Source organism: Bradyrhizobium cosmicum, assembly GCF_007290395.2.
In the GTDB taxonomy this organism is placed as follows: Bacteria; Pseudomonadota; Alphaproteobacteria; order Rhizobiales; family Xanthobacteraceae; genus Bradyrhizobium; species Bradyrhizobium cosmicum.
The window spans coordinates 4,642,499-4,663,141 of record NZ_CP041656.2; the positions used below are offsets into that span (position 1 = coordinate 4,642,499).

Here is a 20,643-nt window from a genome sequence, read left to right on the forward strand (position 1 = left end):
GGAAAACGATCCGTACGGTCGCGTGCACTTTGCACGCGGGCCGAGCGATGCGTGCTGAAGCCTCCCGTGAAGTCTGAAGCGCGATGAGATGGGATCAATCATCTCATCGCGCTTCAGGTTGTTGTTCGAGCCTGGTCTCTTCGGAAAGCCGCTTCGCAACTCGCGCTGGCGCGGCCCACCGGGTCCGGATCACGCTCATGGCCGCGACGGAGAGAAAGTAAGATGCGTCCCTTGCTGGCGGTGAGCAACGCCATCGACCTCCTCAACGAAAAGATCGGGTACGTCTGTAACCTGCTGGTGCTGCTGGCGTGCCTGGTCAGCGCGGCCAACGCCATGATCCGCTACGCCTTCAGCAACTCCTCCAACGGCTGGCTGGAGCTGCAATGGTACATGTTCGCGATCCTGGTGATGTTCGGCGCGTCCTACACCTTCAAGCGCAACGAGCATGTGCGGGTCGAGATCTTCTATCTGACGCTCTCCGAGCGCGGCCAGCTCTGGCTCGACATGATCGGCACGCTCTGCTTCCTGATCCCCTCCTGCCTGCTGCTCGCCTATCTGTCATGGCCGTTCTTCATGCAGGCCTATAGCGTCGGCGAGATGTCCGGCAATGCCGGCGGCCTGATCCGCTGGCCGATCAAGTTCGTGATCCCCGCCGGCTTCGTCCTGCTGGCGCTCCAGGGTGTTTCCGAAGTCATCAAGCGTATCGCGGCTCTCAAGGGCTATGTCACGATCGACGCCAAGTACGAGAGGCCGACCCAATGATTACGCTGGAGATGATGCCGCCGTTGATGTTCGGCGGTCTGGTTCTGGCGATGCTGATCGGCTTCCCCGTCGCGTTCACGCTCGCGGCGGTCGGCCTCTCCTTCGGCTTCCTCGCCATCCATCTCGGATTCTTCGACCTCAACTTCCTCCAGGCGATCCCCGGACGCGTGTTCGGCAGCGTGCTCTCCAACGAGCTGCTGCTCGCGATTCCGTTCTTCACCTTCATGGGCGCGATATTGGAGAGATGCGGACTCGCTGAGGACATGCTGGATTCGATGGGCCAGCTGTTCGGCCCGATCCGCGGCGGCCTCGGCTATTCCGTGATCATCGTCGGCTTCATCCTCGGCGCCATCACCGGCACGGTGGCGGCGCAGGTCATCGCCATGGCGCTGATCTCGATGCCGATCATGATCCGCTACGGCTACAACATGCGCTACATCACCGGCGTGCTCGCTGCCTCCGGCACGATCACGCAGCTGGTGCCGCCCTCGCTGGTGCTGATCGTCCTCGCCGACCAGCTCGGCAAGTCGGTCGGCGACATGTATCTCGGCGCCTGGGGTCCCTCGGTGTTCCAGATCATGTTGTTCGCCGGCTACACCTTCGTCCTCGGCCTGATCAAGCCGGACCACGTGCCGCCGGTGCCGCTGGAAGCGCGCACGCTGAACGGCTGGGCGCTGTGGAAGAAGTGCCTGATGGGCATCATCCCCTCCGCCGTGCTGATCTTCGTCGTGCTCGGCACCATGATGATGGGCCTTGCGACCCCGACGGAAGCCGGCGCCATGGGCGCGGTCGGCGCGATCGTGCTCGCGGCGATCCATCACAAGGACTTCACCACGAACGACCGCAGGATCCTGATCATCGGCGTGATCGCCGCCGGCATCGGCACCATCGTCGCGATGCTGTTCACCGAGAACCTGGTGTTCAGGCTTTCGTTCGCAGTGTGCTATATCGCCGTGGCCTGGATCTGCATCCAGGCTGCCCGCATCCCCGACCTGCGCGACCTCATCAAGCAGGGCTACGAATCCACCATGCGCCTCACCTGCATGGTCACCTTCATCCTGATCGGCTCGACCTGCTTCTCGGTGGTGTTCCTGGGCGTCTCCGGCGGCGTCTGGCTCGAGCATCTCCTGACCTCGCTGCCCGGCGGCGTCTGGGGCTTCCTGATCTTCATCAACCTCTTCATCTTCTTCCTGGCGTTCTTCCTCGACTTCTTCGAGATCGCCTTCATCATCCTGCCGATGATCGCGCCGATCGCGCAGAAGGTTCTCGCGCCGGTGGTGGGACCGGACGCTGCGCTGATCTGGTTCGGCGTGATGCTGTGCGTGAACATGCAGACCTCGTTCCTGCATCCGCCGTTCGGCTTCGCGCTGTTCTACCTGCGCGGCGTCGCGCCGAAGGAAGTGAAGAGCTCCGACATCTATTGGGGCGCGGTCCCCTGGATCGGCTTGCAGATGATCATGGTGCTGCTCGTGATCATCTTCCCGGTCACGGTGACGGGCCTGCTCGACAAGCCGCTCAACGTCGATCTCGACAAGGTCAAGATCGAGGTGCCGCAGATCGACCTGCCGCCGCTCGATCTGGGACCACCGCAGAAGTAGCTACGACTGACGCCACTGCCCTCTTACCCCCCTGGAGGACAGGGCGATCGCAGACGACGAAAAACGTGACGAGCACTCGGTTGCGGCCATCCTTCGAGACGCCCGCCTGCGGCGGGCCCTCAGGATGAGGACGGAGCGCGTGGCGGCATTTCGACAGGCAAAGCTGCTGCTCAGCCTCATCCTGTGGAGACCGCGCAGCGGTCGTCTCGAAGGACGAGGCGCTTGCTCGGGCCCTCCCGAGATGTCAAATGCGATCGCCCTGCCCTCCAGGCGAGGATGAAGAGAGCGCCTTCTCCGCCAGCCGAAACCGCAGCGTGAACTCCGCGCCGCCGCCCGGCAAATTCTCCACCGCGACCGTGGCGGCGTGATCGTCCGCGACACCGCGCACGATCGAGAGCCCCAGGCCCGCGCCGTCGCTGCGCTGACGGTCCGCGCGCCAGAAGCGCTGGAAGATCAGGTCGCGCTCGGCCTCCGCGATGCCCGGACCGCAATCGCGCACCCGCACCGAACCGTCGTCATTCACCTCGATATCGACGGAAGTGTCCTTTGCCGTGAACTTGATGGCGTTCTCCGCGAGGTTGACGATCGCGCGCTGGAGCATCTCGGAATTGCCGTGGATCAGCACCGGCGCGTCCGTGCCCTTCAGCGCAATATCCTTGTGCTGGGCGATCGCGAACGGCGCGATCCCGGCGACCACCTCGGCGCAGACGGCGCGCAAATCCGCGGTCTCGCCGGGATCGAGCACCAGGGTGTCGAGCTCGGCGATCTCCAGCAGCTGCGCGACGATGCGGCTCATGCCCTCGATGTCGGCATGCAGCACCTCGCGTGCCGCGCCATCGCCAAGTGTCTCGATCCGCGTCCGCAGGATCGCGAGCGGCGTGCGCAATTGATGCGCGGCGTCGGCCGTGAACTGGCGCTGCACCCGGAAGCCGTCTTCGAGCCGGTCGAGTGCCTGGTTGACCGCGGTGACCAGCGGCAGGATCTCGCGCGGGATCTGCTGCGTCGGCAGACGGATGTCGGTGCGTGCCGGCCCGATATTGCTGGCCTCCTGCGACGCCTTCCACAATGGCGCGAGGGCACGACGGAAGATGATGATGTCGGCGGCAAGCAGGATCAGCAGGATCGGAATGGTGATCCAGCCCACCCGCCGGAAGAAATTCGAGATGATATCGTCGATGATGACGTCACGATGCGAAAGATCTTCGGCGACACGGATGCGCAGGATCTTGCCGTCAATGATGCGCGTGACGCCGGCGCCGGAAATCGACTCGGGCAGCGGCGGCGCCTGTGCCGCCGCTGCCCCCGTCTTGCGGCGGGAGGAGAACAGCAAGCGACCGTCGGCATCGCGGATGTCGTAGAGATAGCGGCCATAGGCCTCGGAATAGAGTCCCCTTAGGCTGTCCGGCAGGTTGAACGTCAGCAGGCCGTCCGGTGCGGCGACGATGCGCTCGGCCAGCACTTCGGCCTGCGCGCGCATCCCTTCGCGGTGCAGCTGGTCGACTTCGGAATTGAGCAGCCAGAACAGCACCAGCGGCAGGAAGATCGCGACGACCGCGACCGCGACGATGTGCATGAACACGATCCGCCAGATCAGCGATTTGAATGTCGGCGACCTGGCAAAGATCCCGCCGGCAGCCACGCTACTTCTCCTCGGCCATGAGATAGCCTACGCCGCGGATGGTGTGGATCACGACCTTGGCGCCGTGCTCGGTGAGCTGCTTGCGCAGCCGCGAAACGTAGACCTCTACCGCGTTGGAGGCCACCTCGCCTTCGAGCCCGAAGATGTGGTCCTCGACGTTCTTCTTCGGCACCACCCGCCCCTGCCGCCGCAGCAGGATCTCCAGCACCGAGGTCTCGCGCGCCGAGATGATCCGCGGCTGGTCGTCGACGAAGATCTGGCGGCTCTCGGTGTCGTAGACGAGGTTGGCGAGGCGCAGCGAACGGCCGAGCAACTGGCCGGGACGGCGCAGGATCGCCTCCAGCCGCGCCACCAGCTCCTCCATCGCGAACGGCTTGGCGAGATAATCGTCGGCGCCGCTGCGCAGGCCGGTGACGCGATCCTGCAAGCCGCCGCGCGCGGTCAGCACCAGCACCGGCAGCGGCTCCATCTGCCGGCGCAATTCGCGCAGCACCGACAGGCCGTCGCCGTCGGGCAGGCCGAGATCGAGGATCATTGCGGCATAGTTGACGCTGCTGACCGCCTCGCGCGCCTCGGCGGCACTGCCGACGATATCGCTCTCGTAGCCCGCTGCCGCCAGCCCGGCGGCAACGAGCCGCGACAGTTCGGCATTATCCTCGACGATCAGAAGGCGCATTGCATTCCCGCCGGATGTTCCGGTGCAACCACGGCTCGCGCCGCATCGTTGCTCTATTCCACCATCTTCGCGGTTTCGGCCAGCAAAAAGGCAGTCCTGGCCGCCGTTCCGGGCTTCGTCAGCTCGGTGTAAGCTTCGCGCATCGACTTGGTTGCCGCCGCGGCCAATGCGACGCGGGTGCCCTGCCTCTCATGGAGATCGTTCGCGTGCGGAGACAACTGATCTGCGCGTGTCCCGCGCTAGGACTACTCAGCGGAACACAAGCGCGCGATCAGCAACGAGCTGCCGGCCGCTCCGGCAAGCAGGAACGCCATGGCGAAGATGCTCGTGAGCACCGAGATCAAGCCGCGCTCATGGGCATTGACCGCGGCTATGCCAAGCGTCAGCCAGCTCCCGGTTGCGACAAGGTTCGCCACGCCTCGCAGGATCCCGCAGCGAGTCACCGGCCTGTAGTTCAGGAACCTCCAAAGCAGCGGCCCGCCCGCGATGGCGAGTGTGGCGATCCATACGAGGATCAACGTTGGCACATGAAAAAGGCTGGTCAAATCGGTGGACAAGGCAAATACCCTGAAGTGTCCCGAGTTTGACGTCCTGAGCCCGGACGAGGTTCAGAGCACCAATGCAGATCGTCTGCTTGCTCTTTTACGACCGATTGGTCTATATATCAACAATGAGCCAGCAGACCCCAGTGCAGTCGGCCCGTGGCCGTCCCCGAAGTTTCGACGTGGACATCGCGGTAGAACGCGCGATGGAGGTGTTCTGGTCGCGCGGCTATCACGCCACAGCGCTCCCCGATCTGCTTCGTGCGACCAGGCTATCGCGCGGCAGTCTCTACGCCGCCTTCGGCGACAAGCATTCGCTGTTCCTGCGTGCGCTGGATCGCTACATCGCCGATGCCCTGACCCGGATCGACATCGAACTTGCCCCCGACAGGGAGCCGGTCGAAGGCCTGCGGGCGTTCCTTGCCGGCTACGTCGACCGCACCAGCGGTGCCAATGGCCGGCGCGGATGCCTGCTCGTGGCGACAGCCATGGAACTGGCAGGCCAGGACGCTGAAGTTGGCCGTCGCATCGCGGGCTTCTTCAAAGCGATGGAGACCAGGCTGGCGGCTGCATTGTCCCGCGCGAAGGCGGCGGGCCTGCTGGCCGATGGTGTCGAGCCCTCGAGTGCCGCCCGAATTCTGGTCTGTTTCGTTGAGGGGCTGCGCGTGGTCGGAAAGACGGCCCCGGCACGGACCACGTCGAAGGCCACCGCTGACGCTCTTCTCGATCGTTTCATCAAGTGAGCCACCCGATCATATGAACGATCATGCCGCGCCTTCCGCCATCCGCGCACCAATATCTGGACTGAACGGTCTCGAAAGGACGAATGTCATGTCGGCTCTCCAGATCGTCTGCGCCGTCGCCGTTCCCCTGCTCTGGGGCTACCAGTTCGTGGCGATCAAGGTGGGCGTGACGGAGTTTCCGCCGCTGTTCTTCCTCGCGCTGCGCTTCCTCGCCATCGCTCTGCTGCTCGTTCCGTTCGTCAAGCGGCCCACGCGCCGACAGCTTGGCCCCATCGCGGCCATTTCGTTTTTCCTCGGCGGACTGAACTTCGGGCTGTTCTATGTCGGCCTCGGCCTCGGCTCGGGCAGCATGTCGGCGGTCGCATATCAGCTCGCCACACCCTTCACCGTCCTGCTGGCCTGGCCGCTGCTCGCGGAGAGACCGTCCCTCATCACGTCCGCTGGCGTGGTGCTCGCATTCGTCGGTGTGGTCGTGCTGGCAGCGCAGCCCGGCCCGTCGGCCAACCCGCTGCCGCTGCTGCTCGTGATCGGAGCAGCCTTCGCTTTCGCGGTGTCCAACGTCCTGACCAAACGTTACGGCCCTTTCGATCCGCTGATGTTGATGGGGTGGTCGTCGTTGTTCACGGTGCCGCAGGTCATGGTGATATCGCTGCTGCTCGAACACGGACAGTTGGCGAGCCTTGCCACCGCGGATGAAAATGGTTGGCTCGCCCTCGCCTACACGATCTTCATCGGCGGAATCATCGGCTTTGGCCTCTGGTTCTGGCTGATCGCCCGCTGCTCCATGAGCCGCGTCGCTCCCTTCGGTCTGCTGCTGCCGGTGTTCGCCCTGACGTCGAGCGTGCTGTTCCTTGGCGAGCGCATGACCCCGAGGTTGATCGTCGGCGGCCTGCTCGCGATCTCCGGCGTCGCCATTACGCAAGTCAGACCGAGCACTCGGCCAGGCTGAGCGCCTACAGTCTCACCGAGCTGGTGCCCGCCGCTGAAACGCGGCCCTGAGTTCAGCCAGCTGGTCGCTTGTTGCTCCCTGCTCTGCGTCGGCCCGATCTGTCGGCAAATCCATGTAGGCGATCGGCCGCTCGAACTGGCTCGCCGTGAAGTCGTACCTTTGGCCTCCGATCCGATTGTAGAAATGATCGCCGGCCGGCAGGGGCGTCTTCAGTAAGTCACCGCCGAAGAGTTCGTGGATCAGCAGCGCCGTGACGTTGCATTGTCCGGCTGCGGGGTTGCCCGCCGTCCATTGGCTGGCCGTCGACAGCGACCAGGCCTTGCGCAGTGAGCGTTGAATATCATCCGGATCGAAGCGCATCGTCAGCTCCCAACGGATCGGCGCCGAGACCGAATTTCGGATTATTCGATAATCGCTTTATGCCACTATTTTGCCCGACGTGTCAAACGGGTTCGTTGCGCGGCCGAGCGCACCTCCGTCCGCGTGTCATTGCGAGCGGTGTCGAAGCGGACGCGCCTTCCTGCAAATTTACCCGGTCAGTCAAACTGTTGTCGGCCGCCATCGGGCCATTTTCCCGCACCCCGCGTCTACTGTGCATGGGGTTGTTTTGCGGACTTTGAGTCCGCACATGCGCCGCAAACTAAAAGCCCGGCCTCGCGAGCGAGGCCGGGCTCCGTGTCTTGCGACTTGCTCGTGAGATCAGCCGCGGGTGCGCGAGCGGATCATGAAGCTGTCGTAGGTGTATTCGGCGACCTGCCACCACAGATATTCGTCGGAGCGGTAGGCCTGCATCGCGTCGATCGACTTCTTGAAGTCGGGGTTCTTGGCCGAGATCTCGCCCCACAGCTCGTTGGTCGCCTTGAGGCAGGCTTCCAGCACTTCGTTGGTGAAGGGACGAAGCTGGGTGCCGCCGGCGACCAGACGCTTCAGCGCGGCCGGGTTCTGCATGTCATAGCGCGCGGCCATCCAGCTGTTGGCGTTGGCCATCGCGTTGGTGAGGATCGCCTGATAGTTCTTCGGCAGCGAATTCCACTTGTCCAGGTGGACGAAGGAATGCACGGTCGGGCCACCCTCCCAGAAGCCGGGATAGTAGTAGTACTTGGCGACCTTGGCGAAGCCGAGCTTCTCGTCGTCGTAGGGGCCGACCCATTCGGCAGCGTCGATGGTGCCCTTCTCCAGCGCCGGATAGATGTCGCCGCCGCCGAGCTGCTGCGGCACCACGCCGACCTTCTGGAGCACCTGGCCGGCGATGCCGCCGATGCGCATCTTGAGGCCGGACAGATCCGCAACCGTCTTGATCTCCTTGCGGAACCAGCCGCCCATCTGCGTGCCGGTATTGCCGCAGGGGAAGCCGATCACGTTCGACTTCTTGAAGAACTCGTTGCCGAGCTCCATGCCGCCGCCCTGGTACCACCAGGAGTTCTGCTGGCGTGCGTTGAGGCCGAACGGCACCGAGGCGTAGATCGCGAAAGTCGGGTCCTTGCCGACATAATAGTACGAGACGGTGTGGCACATCTCGACCGTGCCGTTCGAGGTCGCGTCGAGCGCCTGGAGGGCGGGGACGATCTCGCCCGCGGCGAACACCTGGATCTGGAACTTGTTGTCGGTCATCTCGGCGACGTACTTCGCCACCTGCTCGCCGCCGCCATAGATGGTGTCGAGCGACTTCGGGAAGCTCGAAGTCAGGCGCCACTTCACCTCGGGCGAGGATTGCGCGATCGCCGGCGAGGCCACCGCGGCGGTTGCCGCAGCACCAGCTGCCGACACTTTCAGAAAATCACGACGCTTCATCTTCAGGCTCTCCTTGCTGGGGCGTTTCCCCTAACTTCCTCTTTGCTGCCGCTCATTCCGGCGACGCGTTTTGGGCCGCGTCGAACCGAAGGGGCTTGACTGCCGAGGGCCTTTAACACGGACCGCCCGGTTTCGGAACGCGACATTGGCATGACGGGGCTCTACGAAAGTCGCATGTCCCCGGAAAAGACCGGCTCAGACTGTGGCGACAACGCCCTTGAGCTGGTCTCGGACTTGGCCCGCAATGGCGCGGTAGATCGCCGCATGAGGCCCGTCCGGTTCGCTGTCGACCACGGGGCTGCCGGCGTCCGAGCTGGCGCGAATCGCCATGTGCAGCGGGATTTCGCCCAGAAACGGCACGCCCAGCTTCTCGGCTTCGTGGCGCGCCCCGCCGTGGCCGAAGATGTCGGATTTGGTACCGCAATGCGGGCACTGGAAATAGCTCATGTTCTCGACGATGCCGAGCACGGGCACGTTGACCTTCCTGAACATCGCAAGCCCTCGCCGCGCGTCGATCAGGGACAGGTCCTGCGGGGTCGAGACGATCACGGCACCTTTCAGCGGTACGTTCTGCGCCAGCGTGAGCTGGGCATCGCCGGTGCCCGGCGGCATGTCGACGACAAGCACGTCGAGCGTGCCCCAGGCGACGTCACGCAGCATCTGCGTCACCGCGGACATCACCATCGGACCGCGCCAGATCATCGCGGTCTCTTCCTCGACGAGGAAACCGATCGACATGATGGCGAGGCCGAAACGCCGGAGCGGAATCATCTTGCGCTCGCCGTTCAGCTCCGGCTTCTCGTGCAGCCCGGTCAGCCGCGGCACCGAGGGGCCGTAGATGTCGGCATCGAGCAACCCGACCTTGAGGCCGAGATCGCGCAGGCCGAGCGCCAGATTGAGCGCCGTGGTCGACTTGCCGACGCCGCCCTTGCCGGAGGCGACCGCGATCACGGCGGCGACGCCCGGAATCTCGGACTGCCGTGCCATCGGCGATTGGGCTCCGCCCTGCGGAGGCGGCTTGTGGGCATGGACCGGCTGCACGCCGGGCGTGCCGCGGCTCGGCGTTGGCGGCGGAGGCGGCGCGGCGCCGGCCTTGCGCTCGGCGGTCAGCGCCACCATCACCGTGGTGACGCCGGGAATGGCGCGCACGGCAGCCTCCGCTTCGGCCCGGACGGATTCCCAGGCCCGCGCCTCGGCGGCATCGACGTTGATCGAGAAGAACACCTTGCCGTCGGCGGCGCTGATCGCGCTCAGCACATTGGCATTGGTGAGCGCGACCCCGCGGGGCGACTTGATCCGGGCGAGGCTGTCGAGAACCTGTTGCTGCGTCACGCTCAAAGCGCATCTCCTGGAGTGGAGCATGATCCGGAAAAGTGTGGGCGGTTTTCCGATCAGATCATGCTCAAAGCTTGAGGATGCCCCATTAGAGCGGAAACGGCCAAAAGGCTACTGCCTGCCGATATCACCAGCCATCTCGACGGGTGCCGCGCCCTGCTCCAGGGCCGCCTCGTAATTCAGCTCGATCATGACCCCGTTGGGGTCGTAGACGAAGATCTGCCAGAGCTCCCCGCCGGGCACTTGGCGGGCGTCGAATTTCATGCCCTTGGAGGTCAGCCGCTGCTTCATGCCGTCGAATCCGCGGCTGACGAAGGCGACGTGGTGGACCACGCCGGAATCCGGCTTTTGCGGCTCCGAGGTCGGAGAAATATCGACGAGGTGCACCACCGGCTTGCCCTCGCTGTACATCCACGCGCCCGGGAAGGCGAAATCGGGCCGGGCGCCTTTTTCGAGGCCCAGCACGTCCTCGTAGAAGCGCACCGTCTCGGCCAGATGCCGGGTGCGGATGTTGAAATGATCGAGGATGCCGACACTTGTGCCGCCCATGCTTTCGCTCCCTTTTCTTGAAGTCCTTGGCTCCGCATCCTAGCACAGGAGGCCGCCAAACGAAGCCGTTGCCCTCCGGCCTCAAGGGTTTATGGTGCGCCCGATCCGTCTTTCGGCGGAACCTCGAGAACGCCGGCTGGCGCCCCTCGCCCGGCTGCAACCGTAAAACTCAAGCTACGGACAAGGTACCACACATGGCTAAAGTCGCTTTCCTCGGTCTCGGCGTGATGGGCTTCCCCATGGCCGGACACCTCGTGAAAAAAGGGGGCCATGAGGTCACCGTCTACAACCGCACCGCGGCCAAGGCGAAGGAATGGGCGGACAAGTTCGGCGGCAAGACCGCGGCGACCCCGAAGGCCGCCGCCGAAGGCCAGGATTTCGTGATGTGCTGCGTCGGCAACGACAACGACCTGCGCTCGGTCACGATCGGCGCCGACGGCGCGTTCGCCGGCATGAAGAAGGGCGCGACGTTCGTCGACCACACCACCGCCTCCGCCGAAGTCGCGCGCGAACTGGACGCGGCCGCAACCAAGGCCGGCTTCAAGTTCATCGATGCCCCGGTCTCCGGCGGCCAGGCCGGCGCCGAGAACGGCGTGCTGACGGTGATGTGCGGCGGCGCGCAGGACGTTTACGCCGGCGCCGAGCCGATCATCACGGGTGCCTATGCGCGGATGTGCAAACTGCTCGGACCCGCCGGCTCCGGTCAGCTGACCAAGATGGTCAACCAGATCTGCATCGCAGGCCTCGTGCAGGGCCTCTCCGAGGGTGTCCATTTCGCCAAGAAGAGCGGCCTCGACGTCGCGGCCGTGATCGAAACCATCTCCAAGGGCGCGGCGCAGTCCTGGCAGATGGAGAACCGCTACAAGACCATGAACGAGGACAAGTACGATTTCGGCTTCGCTGTCGAATGGATGCGCAAGGACCTCTCGATCGCGCTCGCCGAAGCCCGCCGCAACGGCGCCAATCTGCCGGTCACCGCACTCGTCGACCAGTTCTACTCCGAGGTCGAGAAGATGGGCGGAAAGCGCTGGGATACGTCGAGCCTGCTCGCGCGCCTCAATCGCTGACACCTGACGGATTGATCCAGCCTTGCTGATCGCACTCGCCGCAATCTTCGTTCTGGCCTATGCGGCGATTGCCCTCGAGCATCCGATCGGGGTCAACAAGAGCGCGTCCGCGCTGCTCGGCGCGGGCCTGCTGTGGACCATCTACGCCATGGCGACGGGCGACCATACGCTGGTCGGCCGTCAACTCGACGAATCCGTCGCCTCGACCGCGCAGATCGTGTTTTTCCTGATCGGTGCGATGACCATCGTCGAGGTGATCGATGCCCACGACGGTTTTGAGGTCATCACCTCCCGCATCGGCACGACCAGCCAGGTCAAGCTGATGTGGCTGGTCGGCTTCGTGACGTTCTTCCTCAGCGCGATCCTCGACAATCTCACCACCACGATCGTGATGATCTCGCTGATCCAGCGGTTGATCGCAAGGCGCGAGGACCGCCTGCTGTTCGCCTCCCTCATCGTCATCGCCGCCAATGCCGGCGGCGCGTGGACCGTGATCGGCGATGTCACCACCACCATGCTGTGGATCGGCGGACAGATCTCGCCGCTCAAGATCATGGGCGCGGTGTTCCTGCCCTCGCTGGTCAATCTGCTGGTGCCGCTTGCCTTCATCAGCTTTGCGCTCAAGGGCAAGACCATCGCGGCACCGCCGAAGGACGACGGACTGCTCGCCGTCGAGCGGTTCGAGCGCAACCTGATGTTCTATCTCGGGCTTGGCGTGCTGATCGCGGTGCCCGCTTTCAAGACGGTCACCCATCTGCCGCCGTTCATGGGCGTCCTGCTCGGACTAGGGATCGTCTGGCTGGCCGGCGAGATCGCGCATCGCGAAAAGGACGAGCATGTGCGTCGACCGCTGTCGCTCGCTCATGCCCTGACCCGGATCGACATGGGCTCGATCGTGTTCTTCGTCGGTATTCTGCTCGCGGTCGCCAGCCTCGAACATGCCGGTCTGCTGTCGATGCTGGCCAAATGGCTGGATGCCTCGATCGGCCGCCAGGATATCATCGTCGTCGTCCTTGGCCTGCTCAGCGCCGTCATCGACAACGTGCCGTTGGTCGCCGCGACCATGGGCATGTACGACCTCGCCCATTACCCGACCGACAGCTTCCTCTGGGAATTCATCGCCTATTGCGCCGGTACCGGCGGGTCGATCCTGATCATCGGCTCTGCCGCCGGCGTCGCCGCCATGGGGCTCGAACGGATCGAGTTCCTCTGGTACGGCCGCCGCATCGCTGTCCCCGCTCTCGCGGGCTATCTGGCGGGGGCGGTCGTCTACGTCGCGCAGCATGCGTGGCTGCACTGAGCGGCATCAGCGCGCCAAGAATTAACGCCGCGTTAACGTAATTCTTTAGCTCCTTAAGTCACCTCTTAAGGATTTCTTGCCAGAGATAGACAATGCAGAAGGCCCGCGTCCGACGCGGGCAGGAATCGTGTTGCTTGATGAGTAACCCCGCTGAAAAGCCTGAAGTCGTGCAGCTTCCGGCCGAGCCAATCAGCGCTCCGTCGGCGAGCAGCCGACGGGCTGCGGCGCAGCGGGTGCGCGAAGCGCGCGACAAGTTAACGTCGACCAGTGGAACCCGGCCGGCCTTCGACGCTGAGATGCTGCGCCAATACGCCCAGACGCGGCTGTCGGCCTCCTATGTCGTGATGCTGCTGGTGGTCGCCACCGGCGTGCTGTTCGGACTGTGGATGCAGCCGATCCCGGCCGCGGCCTGGACGGCGGGCATGCTCTGCATTCACGCCGCGATGATTCGCAGTTGCCACCGCTTCCTGGCAGAGCCCGCCTCACCGACCGCGACGCGGGCGTGGCAGACGCGTTTCGTCGTGCTCGACCTGCTCTATGGCCTGTGCTGGATGGCGATCCTGATCCATCCCGTGCTCGACCTGGTCACGGAAACGCTGATGATGTTCCTGATGCTGCTGGTGATCGCGGTATCGAGCATGCTCGCCGCCAATCTGCCGATCGCAGCCCTTGCCGCCACCGCGCCGGTTGCGGTTGCGATGGCGCTGAACTTTGCGATGACCGGCTCGCTGGACAACTACATTCTTGCGGCGCTGGCGCTTGCGGCCGAAGGCTATTTCGTGCTGCTGGCGCACCGCCTGCATTCCTCGACCTTTGCCACGCTGGAGGCACGCGCCGAGAAAGATGCGCTGATCGGCGAGCTTGAACAGGCCAAGGCGATCTCGGACGAAGCGCGGCACCGCGCCGAAGCCGCCAACGTCGCCAAGTCGCGCTTCCTCGCGCAGATGAGCCACGAGCTGCGCACGCCGCTGAACGCGATCCTCGGCTTCTCGGAGGTGATGAAAAGCGAAATTTTTGGCGCGCACGCGGTGCCGGTCTACAAGGAATATTCCGCCGATATCCATAATTCCGGCGTGCATCTGCTCAACCTCATCAACGAAATCCTCGATCTGTCGCGGATCGAGGCCGGCCGCTACGAATTGAACGAGGAAGCGGTCTCGCTGGTCGGCATCGTCGCCGATTGCCATCATCTGATGAAGCTGCGCGCCTCCAGCCGCGGCATCACCATCCACGAGGTGTTCGAGCAGGCCATGCCGCGTCTTTGGGCCGACGAGCGCGCGATCCGCCAGGTCGTGCTAAATCTGCTCTCCAACTCGATCAAGTTCACTCCGCAAGGCGGCGAGATCTGGCTCAAGGCCGGCTGGACTGCCTCGGGCGGACAATATCTCTCGGTGAAAGACACCGGCTCGGGTATCCCCGAGGAGGAAATTCCGATCGTGCTCGCCTCGTTCGGCCAGGGCTCGAACTCGATCAAATCGGCCGAACAGGGCGCAGGCCTCGGCCTGCCGATCGCCAAGAACCTGATCGACCTGCACGGCGGCACGTTCACGCTGAAATCGAAGCTGCGAATCGGCACCGAGGTGATCGTCACCTTCCCGCCGGAACGCGTGATGAGCGCGCTGGCGCCACTGTCGGAGGATGCACCGCCGCTGCAGCCGGAGAGCTCCCTTGTTCCCGAGGAGAAGCGCCGGCCGCGCAACAGGCCGATCATGAGCGCAGGCACGGGCTCTTAACGAGATGCTTGCAGAATTGCCCGACAATCCCGCACAATATCCAAATGAGCAAAGAAACGCCGTGCGTCGCAGTCTGCATGATCGATCCCAAGACCAAGCTGTGCTTCGGCTGCGGCCGGACCTTGCCGGAGATCGCGCGCTGGCATGCCATAGAGAGTCAGGAACGCCTGTCCGTCATGGCGCTGTTGCCGACACGCATGGCGGACGCCGGACTCGTGCCGATCGCGGGATCACCGAAACGCGCCTGACCGGCCTGCGCGCCTTCGGAGGCGCGCGATGATCCGCTTCCTGCTCGTTCTCATCATGCTCGCCGGCACCGCAGGTGCGGTCGTCGCCTACGGCGATCCCGATCAGATCGTGCGCGCGAGCAACAGGGTCTCGCACATCTTTCGCGGACAGACCGCGTCGCCCGCTCCGGCGGTGCAGATCCCGCGCGGCCAAGGCGGCGAATTCGCGCTGCGCGCCAAGATCAACGGCGTCGCCGCACCCATGGTGATCGACACCGGCGCCACCTCCGTCGTGCTGACCTGGGAGACAGCGAAGGCGATCGGACTGCCGCTCGAGATGCTCGAATACGACGTCGATCTCGAAACCGCGGGCGGTCACACCAAGGCGGCTCGCCTCACGCTCGACCGTCTTTCCGTCGGCCACCTCGTCGAGAAGTCGGTGCCGGCGCTCGTCGTGCAACGCGGACAGATGAAGACCAATCTGCTCGGCATGAGCTTCCTCGATCGCCTGGAGAGCTGGGGTGTGCGCGCCGACAAGCTGATGCTCACCGGCTATCCGGAACTCCAGAGCAACCATCGCCGCTCACGCATGGCAGTGGATTAGGCCGCCGCCTCCGCCGGCACGCGCGCACCGACACGAGCGATTGCATCGCGCAGCACCTCGAGGCCGGCGCCCGGCTTCACCCCCTGCTCGGCAAGATGGCGACGGAACGCGCGTGCGCCGGGCACGGCATGGAATGCGCCGACAAAATGCCGCGTGATCGCATGCAGCCGCGTGCCGCGCGCAAGCTGCTGCTCGATATAGGGCATCATCGCTTCGAGCGCGTCCTGCATGGTTGCATGCGGCGCAGCCTCGCCAAAGATGTCAGAATCGACGGCGAGCAGCCGCCACGGCTCCTGATAAGCGGCGCGGCCGAGCATCACGCCGTCGACGTGTCCGAGATGCGCTTTGGCCTCGTCGATGCCCCGGATGCCGCCATTGATGATGACAGGTACGTTCGGCATCGCGCGCTTGAGCCGATAGACGCGATCGTAGTCGAGCGGGGGGATGTCCCGGTTCTCCTTCGGCGACAGACCGTTGAGCCAGGCTTTCCGGGCATGCACGATCAGCGTGTCGCAGCCGGATGCGACCACCGCGCGCGCGAGCGTATCCAGCGCGACTTCCGGATCCTGGTCGTCGATGCCGATGCGGCATTTGACGGTGACGGGAACGGCAACTGCACGCTTCATCGCTTCGACGCACCTCGCTACCAACTCCGGCTCCGCCATCAGGCAGGCGCCGAAGCGGCCGTCTTTCACGCGATCGGACGGACAGCCGACATTGAGGTTGATCTCGTCATAGCCGAACTCCGCGCCGATCCGCGCAGCCGTCGCGAGCTCTTGCGGATCCGATCCGCCAAGCTGCAGTGCCACCGGATGCTCCACCGCGTCGAACCCAAGCAGCCGCGCCCGGTCACCATGAATGATGGCGCCAGTGGTCAGCATCTCCGTATAGAGCAGCGCCCGCCGGCTGAGGTGACGGTGGAACACCCGGCAATGCCGGTCAGTCCAATCCATCATCGGGGCGACGGAAAATTTGTATTCCATATCAGAGACTTAGCCGCCTTATCGGTCCAATGCAACGAAAACCGGCTGAATTTTTCCGCTACAGATTCAAAGAGATAGTTGCTGGTTCAGATTCCAGACCGTTTTCGGTGTGCCAAAAGTGTGCAACGGGTTTTACCATCGCAACTCTTGGAATGCGACTTGGTGTGCCGCGATAAATCTAATTGCCGCTAGGTCCGGGACGCGAAGCCTGCGGAAGCTGAATCTTCTAACGCGATGCGAGCACGCGCTCGTCCGTTGGCGGCCCTCGTTCGCATGATCTATGCAAACGACTTCGATCGCTTGGTTGCGAGTTTGCTAGATGAACCTCTCGCGCCACGTCAATCACGTCCTGCGCATCGCATTATCACCTGTGTCTGCCGTCGCGGGATCGGTAGCGAATGGAACTGGTCTACGATAGTCTCTCCATATGGGAACGCTGACACTCGAGGATCGCACCGCGGAATACCAATGGGCATCGGATGTGTCCTTCGACGGCATTCGTCTGGAGGTGCTCTGCGACGAAGGGGATGTGCTCTTTGATGTCAGTGTACCGGACGAAGGTCCGATCACTATCAACACATTTGGCAAAGAGGTCGCCGCGAACTTGGTCGAAGCAGCAATCGAGGTCGCTCGCCGTCCGCGATAATCCCTTTGCGCCGCCAATTTATCCACGCCGCCTCGCGTTGAGCAAAGCGTTTTGCGCCGCTCGATGCGCCACCGCCAGATACTTGCTCAAATTCGTCCACGCCGCCTAGTGTCGGGTGCCAAAAGTGTGCCGCGAGCTTTGCGCGGCGAGTCAACTATCTGATGAAGCAGCAGCTTTACGGCTAGCTGCTCCAGTCCATCATGGGGGCCGTAGAAAATTTTCGATCTAAGCCGTTCATTTACCTGAGATATTCCGACCTCAATCAGCTTACCAAAGTATTGGACCGACTGGGAAATTGGATTTGATCAAGCCTCTGCTGCCTGGCTCTTCTAAGACCATATGTGCATGAATTGGAAGCGAAAATCTGTTCTTCGGATTATCAGTGCGCACGTCCGGCGCACGGAAGCGAGGCTGCACGCGCCACATTTTCGAGACCCTTACGGCGGCAAGTCGGCCGTCACTTTCCATATATCCTGGCCAAGGTCGACAACTTCACCCGGGAATGCCTGGGGTGGACACCTCACATGCCTTGGATCACGCCGATTGGGAGCACTGACAGCCCCTCACGGCACGACAGCATCAATCTCCTGCCCGATATCCAACCGCGGCGACATCACAAACTCGATCATCCGACGCTGATCTATCTTGATCTCCACTGTCACCGCCCCGCCAGGCGTGAAGTAGACTATCTTGTTCTCGACCTGCATCTGTGTGCCTCGCACGCCGCATAGAGCATGCGGGCACACACGATTTCGAACAGCGCGGCCGCCCTGCTTCGCAGCACCATTTTGCTCTGGCGGCTTGTCCTTGACGACGGCATCGCGCGAGACGCTAACGACCTTGCTGTGCAGGAAGCTGTGCCGGGCCGAAGTTTAAGGTACTGACCTCGATCTGGGCATTTTAGCTGTGCTCAACGAAGCCCTTGTCACGGTTGGAAACCATCGCCTCGACTTCCATGCTACGGCCGCGCGCCACGATCGTCTATTGCATTGCGAAACAATTTGCGCCGCAATATTCAAAATGAGACTGCCCGTTAAGCCGCGCATGGCTTCGACGCGTGTGCTGCATCCGAGTTCGGTTAGCCTCCCTCCCAAGAAACCGTCGAAGCGACCGCTCTCCTTGCCGAAACGCCGCACTGCGCGGCGGACGCGCGAGAGTGCGGCGAAAAACAGCGACAAGAACGCCCCAGGGAGGAGAGCGATGTTGAAAGGCAGTCTAGGACTGATCGCGTTGAGCAGCCTGTTGTTGTCGGGCACCGCCTTTGCGCAGGAGAAGATCAAGGTCGGCGTCACCGCAACGCTCGAAGGCACGTATACTGTTCTCGGTGAGGACGGCATCCGCGGCTTCCAGACGGCGCTCAACGTGCTGGGTAAGAAGGTCGGCGATAAAGAGCTCGAATTTGTTATCGCATCGACTGACGCAACGCCGGACTCCGCCGTGCGAGCCGTACGCAAGCTAATCGAGCAAGACAAGGTGCAGATCCTGCTGTCGCCGCTGTCCGGTGACGAAGGCATTGCAGTCAAGAACTTCGCCAAGACCCATCCGGAGTTGACCTTCATCAACGCCGCCTCCGGAGCCCAGGAAACGACCTATGTCGATCCGGCCCCGAACTTCTTCCGTTACAATATGGACGGTGCGCAGTGGCAGGTGGGCCTCGGCAAATATGCCTACGACGAGAAGAAGTATCGCAAGATCGCGACCGTCGGCGAGGACTATTCCTTCATCTATACGCAGGTGTTCGGCCTGGTGCTCGAGTTCTGTGGCGCGGGCGGACAGGTCACCAACCGGCAATGGGTGCCGCTCGGCACCAAGGACTTTGCCTCAGTCATCGCTGCGCTGCCGGATGACGTCGATGCGATCTATCTCGGCCTCGGCGGCGCCGACGCCGTCAACTTCCTTAACCAGTACCAGCAGGCCGGGGGCAAGGCACATCTGATGGGCGGCTCGATCATGATCGATCAGACCATCCTGTCGTCCAAAGGTAATGCCAAGAACGCGCTGGTCGGCACGCTGGCCGCGAGCGGTCAAGCCGACACCTGGGAAGATCCAGGCTGGCAGAAATTCGTGAAGAACTATCAGGATGCCTTCCCGCCCAACAAGCGCTTCCCCAGCCCGTCGCTGCTCGCCACCAACTATTATGGCTCGACCATGGCGCTGATCCTGGCGCTGCGTCAGGTCAATGGAGATCTCAGCGATAACCAGTCCAAATACAAGACCGCGCTGGCCAAGATCGAGCTGGATGCGCCAAACGGCAAGATCAAGCTCGACGCCAACCGCCAGGCGATCGGCACCAACTTTGTCACCGAGGTCGTCGACGACGGCAAGGGCGCGCTGTTCAGCAAGGTCGTGAAGGTGATCCCGAACGTGAACCAGACGCTGGGCTATGACCCCGTGGTTTTCGCCAAGATCGGTTTGCCAAGCCGCACAGTCCCGGAATGTAAGAAGTACTGACGTAGTCACGTTCGCGAAGTGACGATCCGGGAGAGATTTGCAAAGCATGGACATCGTGCTCCCTTGCATTCTCTCCCCGGTTGTTGAACGCTATCAAAAAAGACAAACGCTTCTGGGAGGGAAGGCATGAGCCGAGCGCTCGCCGTCTTCCACGGCCGCTTCGGCCGGGCGACGGTCTATCAGTTGAACCGCCCCTTCAATATCCACGCGCATCGCGAAGGTCATTTGATCTTCCATGTCGGCGGGCGATCTGCGTGCATCGATGTCAACGATGGACGCTACGAGCTCACTGAAGGCTCCGTCGTCGCGGTCAACCCGTGGGAACCGCATAATTTCCTCCCCACAGATCTCGACGGCGGTGCTGTCTTCTTCGTGCTCTATGTCAATCCGGAATGGTTTGCCCCCGATGCGCCCGGCGCCGACCGCCTCCGCTTCGGCCGGACCCAGTTCGTGCGATCGCCTGCGCTGGACAAGCACATCAGGCACGCGGCCGCCCTTGTGTGCGGCGCACCCTCGCTGAACAGCCTCGATGGCGAGCTGCGAAGGCTCATCGATATTTGCTACGACGAAAGCTGGCAGCAGACCGAGGCCGCGCCCGATCTGCGCACGAATGGCTCCATTACCGATTTTCGCGTCCGCAAGTGCATCAAGATGATGTCGGAGAGCCCGGGCGCGGAGATCGAGCTCGACACTATCGCACGCGAATCCGGCCTGTCGCGACCGCATTTCTACCGGCTGTTCCGTACTCAGACCGGCGTCACGCCGCACCTCTATCTCAACACCCTGATGATGGAGCAGGCATTGGAAGCGTTGGTGGCGAGCGAAGCGCCGATCGCCGATATCGGCTTCGATCTCGGCTTCTCCTCGCAGAGCGGGTTTACCCGCTTCTTCGCCGCCAATGTCGGGATGGCGCCGACCGATTATCGCCGCGCGGCCAAGGTTTTGCGCGGCTGACGGACGCGCGAAAAGATACTCACGATCAAATGCTTCGCTTGCGCCTCCCTTAGAATGTGGCGAACACGATCCCGGCAAGAGGATCGCATGTCCG

General features: G+C 63.2%; 21 protein-coding genes. 12 read left to right on the forward strand and 9 right to left on the reverse strand.

The genetic code is table 11. From position 1 onward, the window contains the following. Positions 1–222: 222 nt before the first annotated feature. Both FNV92_RS22435 and FNV92_RS22440 read left to right on the forward strand, forming a co-directional pair. The gene (locus tag FNV92_RS22435; RefSeq protein WP_015686971.1) at positions 223–762 is read left to right on the forward strand and encodes a TRAP transporter small permease subunit; all 540 of its coding nucleotides are present in this window, start codon (positions 223–225) and stop codon (positions 760–762) included. After that, positions 759–2,360, forward strand: a complete 1,602-nt coding sequence (locus FNV92_RS22440; protein ID WP_143844515.1) for a TRAP transporter large permease — start codon at positions 759–761, stop codon at positions 2,358–2,360. Before FNV92_RS22435 ends, FNV92_RS22440 begins: the two co-directional genes overlap by 4 nt. A gap of 244 nt (positions 2,361–2,604) precedes the next feature. Here FNV92_RS22440 and FNV92_RS22445 read toward each other — a convergent pair whose 3' ends face one another. The 3 genes from FNV92_RS22445 to FNV92_RS22455 all read right to left on the reverse strand — a co-directional run bounded on the left by FNV92_RS22445 (position 2,605) and on the right by FNV92_RS22455 (position 5,232). Then, positions 2,605–3,933: a sensor histidine kinase gene (locus tag FNV92_RS22445; protein WP_416377762.1), complete on the reverse strand. Its 1,329-nt coding sequence runs from the start codon at positions 3,931–3,933 to the stop codon at positions 2,605–2,607. 67 nt (positions 3,934–4,000) lie between these two features. Continuing rightward, on the reverse strand, positions 4,001–4,675 hold the full coding sequence (locus FNV92_RS22450; RefSeq protein ID WP_143844513.1) for a response regulator: 675 nt from the start codon (positions 4,673–4,675) through the stop codon (positions 4,001–4,003). 245 nt (positions 4,676–4,920) lie between these two features. Beyond that, entirely contained in the window at positions 4,921–5,232 is a 312-nt protein-coding gene (locus FNV92_RS22455; protein WP_143844512.1) for a hypothetical protein, read from the reverse strand. A 113-nt stretch (positions 5,233–5,345) separates the two neighbouring features. Between FNV92_RS22455 and FNV92_RS22460 the strand changes: the two genes are divergently transcribed. Beyond that, positions 5,346–5,960 carry a TetR/AcrR family transcriptional regulator gene (locus FNV92_RS22460; protein WP_186355535.1) on the forward strand — a complete coding sequence of 205 codons (615 nt, stop codon included), beginning with the start codon at positions 5,346–5,348 and terminating at the stop codon, positions 5,958–5,960. 88 nt (positions 5,961–6,048) lie between these two features. Beyond that, positions 6,049–6,909 carry a DMT family transporter gene (locus tag FNV92_RS22465; protein WP_143844511.1) on the forward strand — a complete coding sequence of 287 codons (861 nt, stop codon included), beginning with the start codon at positions 6,049–6,051 and terminating at the stop codon, positions 6,907–6,909. A 12-nt stretch (positions 6,910–6,921) separates the two neighbouring features. On the opposite strand, the gene FNV92_RS22470 is transcribed toward FNV92_RS22465, so the two are convergent. The 4 genes from FNV92_RS22470 to FNV92_RS22485 all read right to left on the reverse strand — a co-directional run bounded on the left by FNV92_RS22470 (position 6,922) and on the right by FNV92_RS22485 (position 10,584). Then, positions 6,922–7,269, reverse strand: coding sequence for a YunG family protein (locus tag FNV92_RS22470; protein ID WP_143844510.1), 348 nt, complete (start codon positions 7,267–7,269; stop codon positions 6,922–6,924). 339 nt (positions 7,270–7,608) lie between these two features. Further along, on the reverse strand, positions 7,609–8,700 hold the full coding sequence (locus FNV92_RS22475) for a TRAP transporter substrate-binding protein (protein WP_015686979.1): 1,092 nt from the start codon (positions 8,698–8,700) through the stop codon (positions 7,609–7,611). Positions 8,701–8,895: 195 nt separating this feature from the next. Next, a complete protein-coding gene (locus FNV92_RS22480; RefSeq protein WP_168213605.1) occupies positions 8,896–10,038 on the reverse strand; it encodes an Mrp/NBP35 family ATP-binding protein in 1,143 nt (380 codons plus the stop codon). A gap of 108 nt (positions 10,039–10,146) precedes the next feature. Beyond that, positions 10,147–10,584, reverse strand: a complete 438-nt coding sequence (locus FNV92_RS22485; protein WP_143844508.1) for a VOC family protein — start codon at positions 10,582–10,584, stop codon at positions 10,147–10,149. A 194-nt stretch (positions 10,585–10,778) separates the two neighbouring features. On the opposite strand from FNV92_RS22485, the gene FNV92_RS22490 reads away from it, so the two are divergent. The 5 genes from FNV92_RS22490 (at position 10,779) to FNV92_RS22510 (ending at position 15,515) form a co-directional block, all read left to right on the forward strand. Continuing rightward, positions 10,779–11,651 (forward strand): NAD(P)-dependent oxidoreductase, encoded by an 873-nt coding sequence (locus FNV92_RS22490; protein ID WP_015686982.1) that lies wholly within the window; start codon positions 10,779–10,781, stop codon positions 11,649–11,651. Between the two features lie 22 nt (positions 11,652–11,673). Then, on the forward strand, positions 11,674–12,951 hold the full coding sequence (nhaD, locus tag FNV92_RS22495) for a sodium:proton antiporter NhaD (RefSeq protein ID WP_143844507.1): 1,278 nt from the start codon (positions 11,674–11,676) through the stop codon (positions 12,949–12,951). A 137-nt stretch (positions 12,952–13,088) separates the two neighbouring features. Next, complete coding sequence (locus tag FNV92_RS22500) at positions 13,089–14,684, forward strand: sensor histidine kinase (RefSeq protein ID WP_168213604.1); 1,596 nt, start codon at positions 13,089–13,091, stop codon at positions 14,682–14,684. A gap of 44 nt (positions 14,685–14,728) precedes the next feature. Next, a complete protein-coding gene (locus tag FNV92_RS22505) occupies positions 14,729–14,932 on the forward strand; it encodes a DUF1289 domain-containing protein (protein ID WP_143844505.1) in 204 nt (67 codons plus the stop codon). Positions 14,933–14,960: 28 nt separating this feature from the next. Continuing rightward, positions 14,961–15,515, forward strand: a complete 555-nt coding sequence (locus FNV92_RS22510; RefSeq protein ID WP_015686986.1) for a TIGR02281 family clan AA aspartic protease — start codon at positions 14,961–14,963, stop codon at positions 15,513–15,515. On the opposite strand, the gene dusA is transcribed toward FNV92_RS22510, so the two are convergent. Continuing rightward, the gene (dusA, locus tag FNV92_RS22515; protein ID WP_244623828.1) at positions 15,512–16,471 is read right to left on the reverse strand and encodes a tRNA dihydrouridine(20/20a) synthase DusA; all 960 of its coding nucleotides are present in this window, start codon (positions 16,469–16,471) and stop codon (positions 15,512–15,514) included. The two genes, FNV92_RS22510 and dusA, sit on opposite strands and share 4 nt — an antisense overlap. 454 nt (positions 16,472–16,925) lie before the next feature. On the opposite strand from dusA, the gene FNV92_RS22520 reads away from it, so the two are divergent. Next, positions 16,926–17,144, forward strand: coding sequence for a hypothetical protein (locus FNV92_RS22520; protein WP_143844503.1), 219 nt, complete (start codon positions 16,926–16,928; stop codon positions 17,142–17,144). Positions 17,145–17,707: 563 nt separating this feature from the next. On the opposite strand, the gene FNV92_RS22525 is transcribed toward FNV92_RS22520, so the two are convergent. Next, positions 17,708–17,851: a hypothetical protein gene (locus FNV92_RS22525; protein WP_015686988.1), complete on the reverse strand. Its 144-nt coding sequence runs from the start codon at positions 17,849–17,851 to the stop codon at positions 17,708–17,710. A 493-nt stretch (positions 17,852–18,344) separates the two neighbouring features. On the opposite strand from FNV92_RS22525, the gene FNV92_RS22530 reads away from it, so the two are divergent. Both FNV92_RS22530 and FNV92_RS22535 read left to right on the forward strand, forming a co-directional pair. Continuing rightward, positions 18,345–19,595: an ABC transporter substrate-binding protein gene (locus FNV92_RS22530; RefSeq protein WP_143846238.1), complete on the forward strand. Its 1,251-nt coding sequence runs from the start codon at positions 18,345–18,347 to the stop codon at positions 19,593–19,595. A gap of 126 nt (positions 19,596–19,721) precedes the next feature. Beyond that, positions 19,722–20,549, forward strand: coding sequence for a helix-turn-helix domain-containing protein (locus FNV92_RS22535; RefSeq protein ID WP_015686990.1), 828 nt, complete (start codon positions 19,722–19,724; stop codon positions 20,547–20,549). The last annotated feature ends 94 nt before the right edge of the window (positions 20,550–20,643 follow it).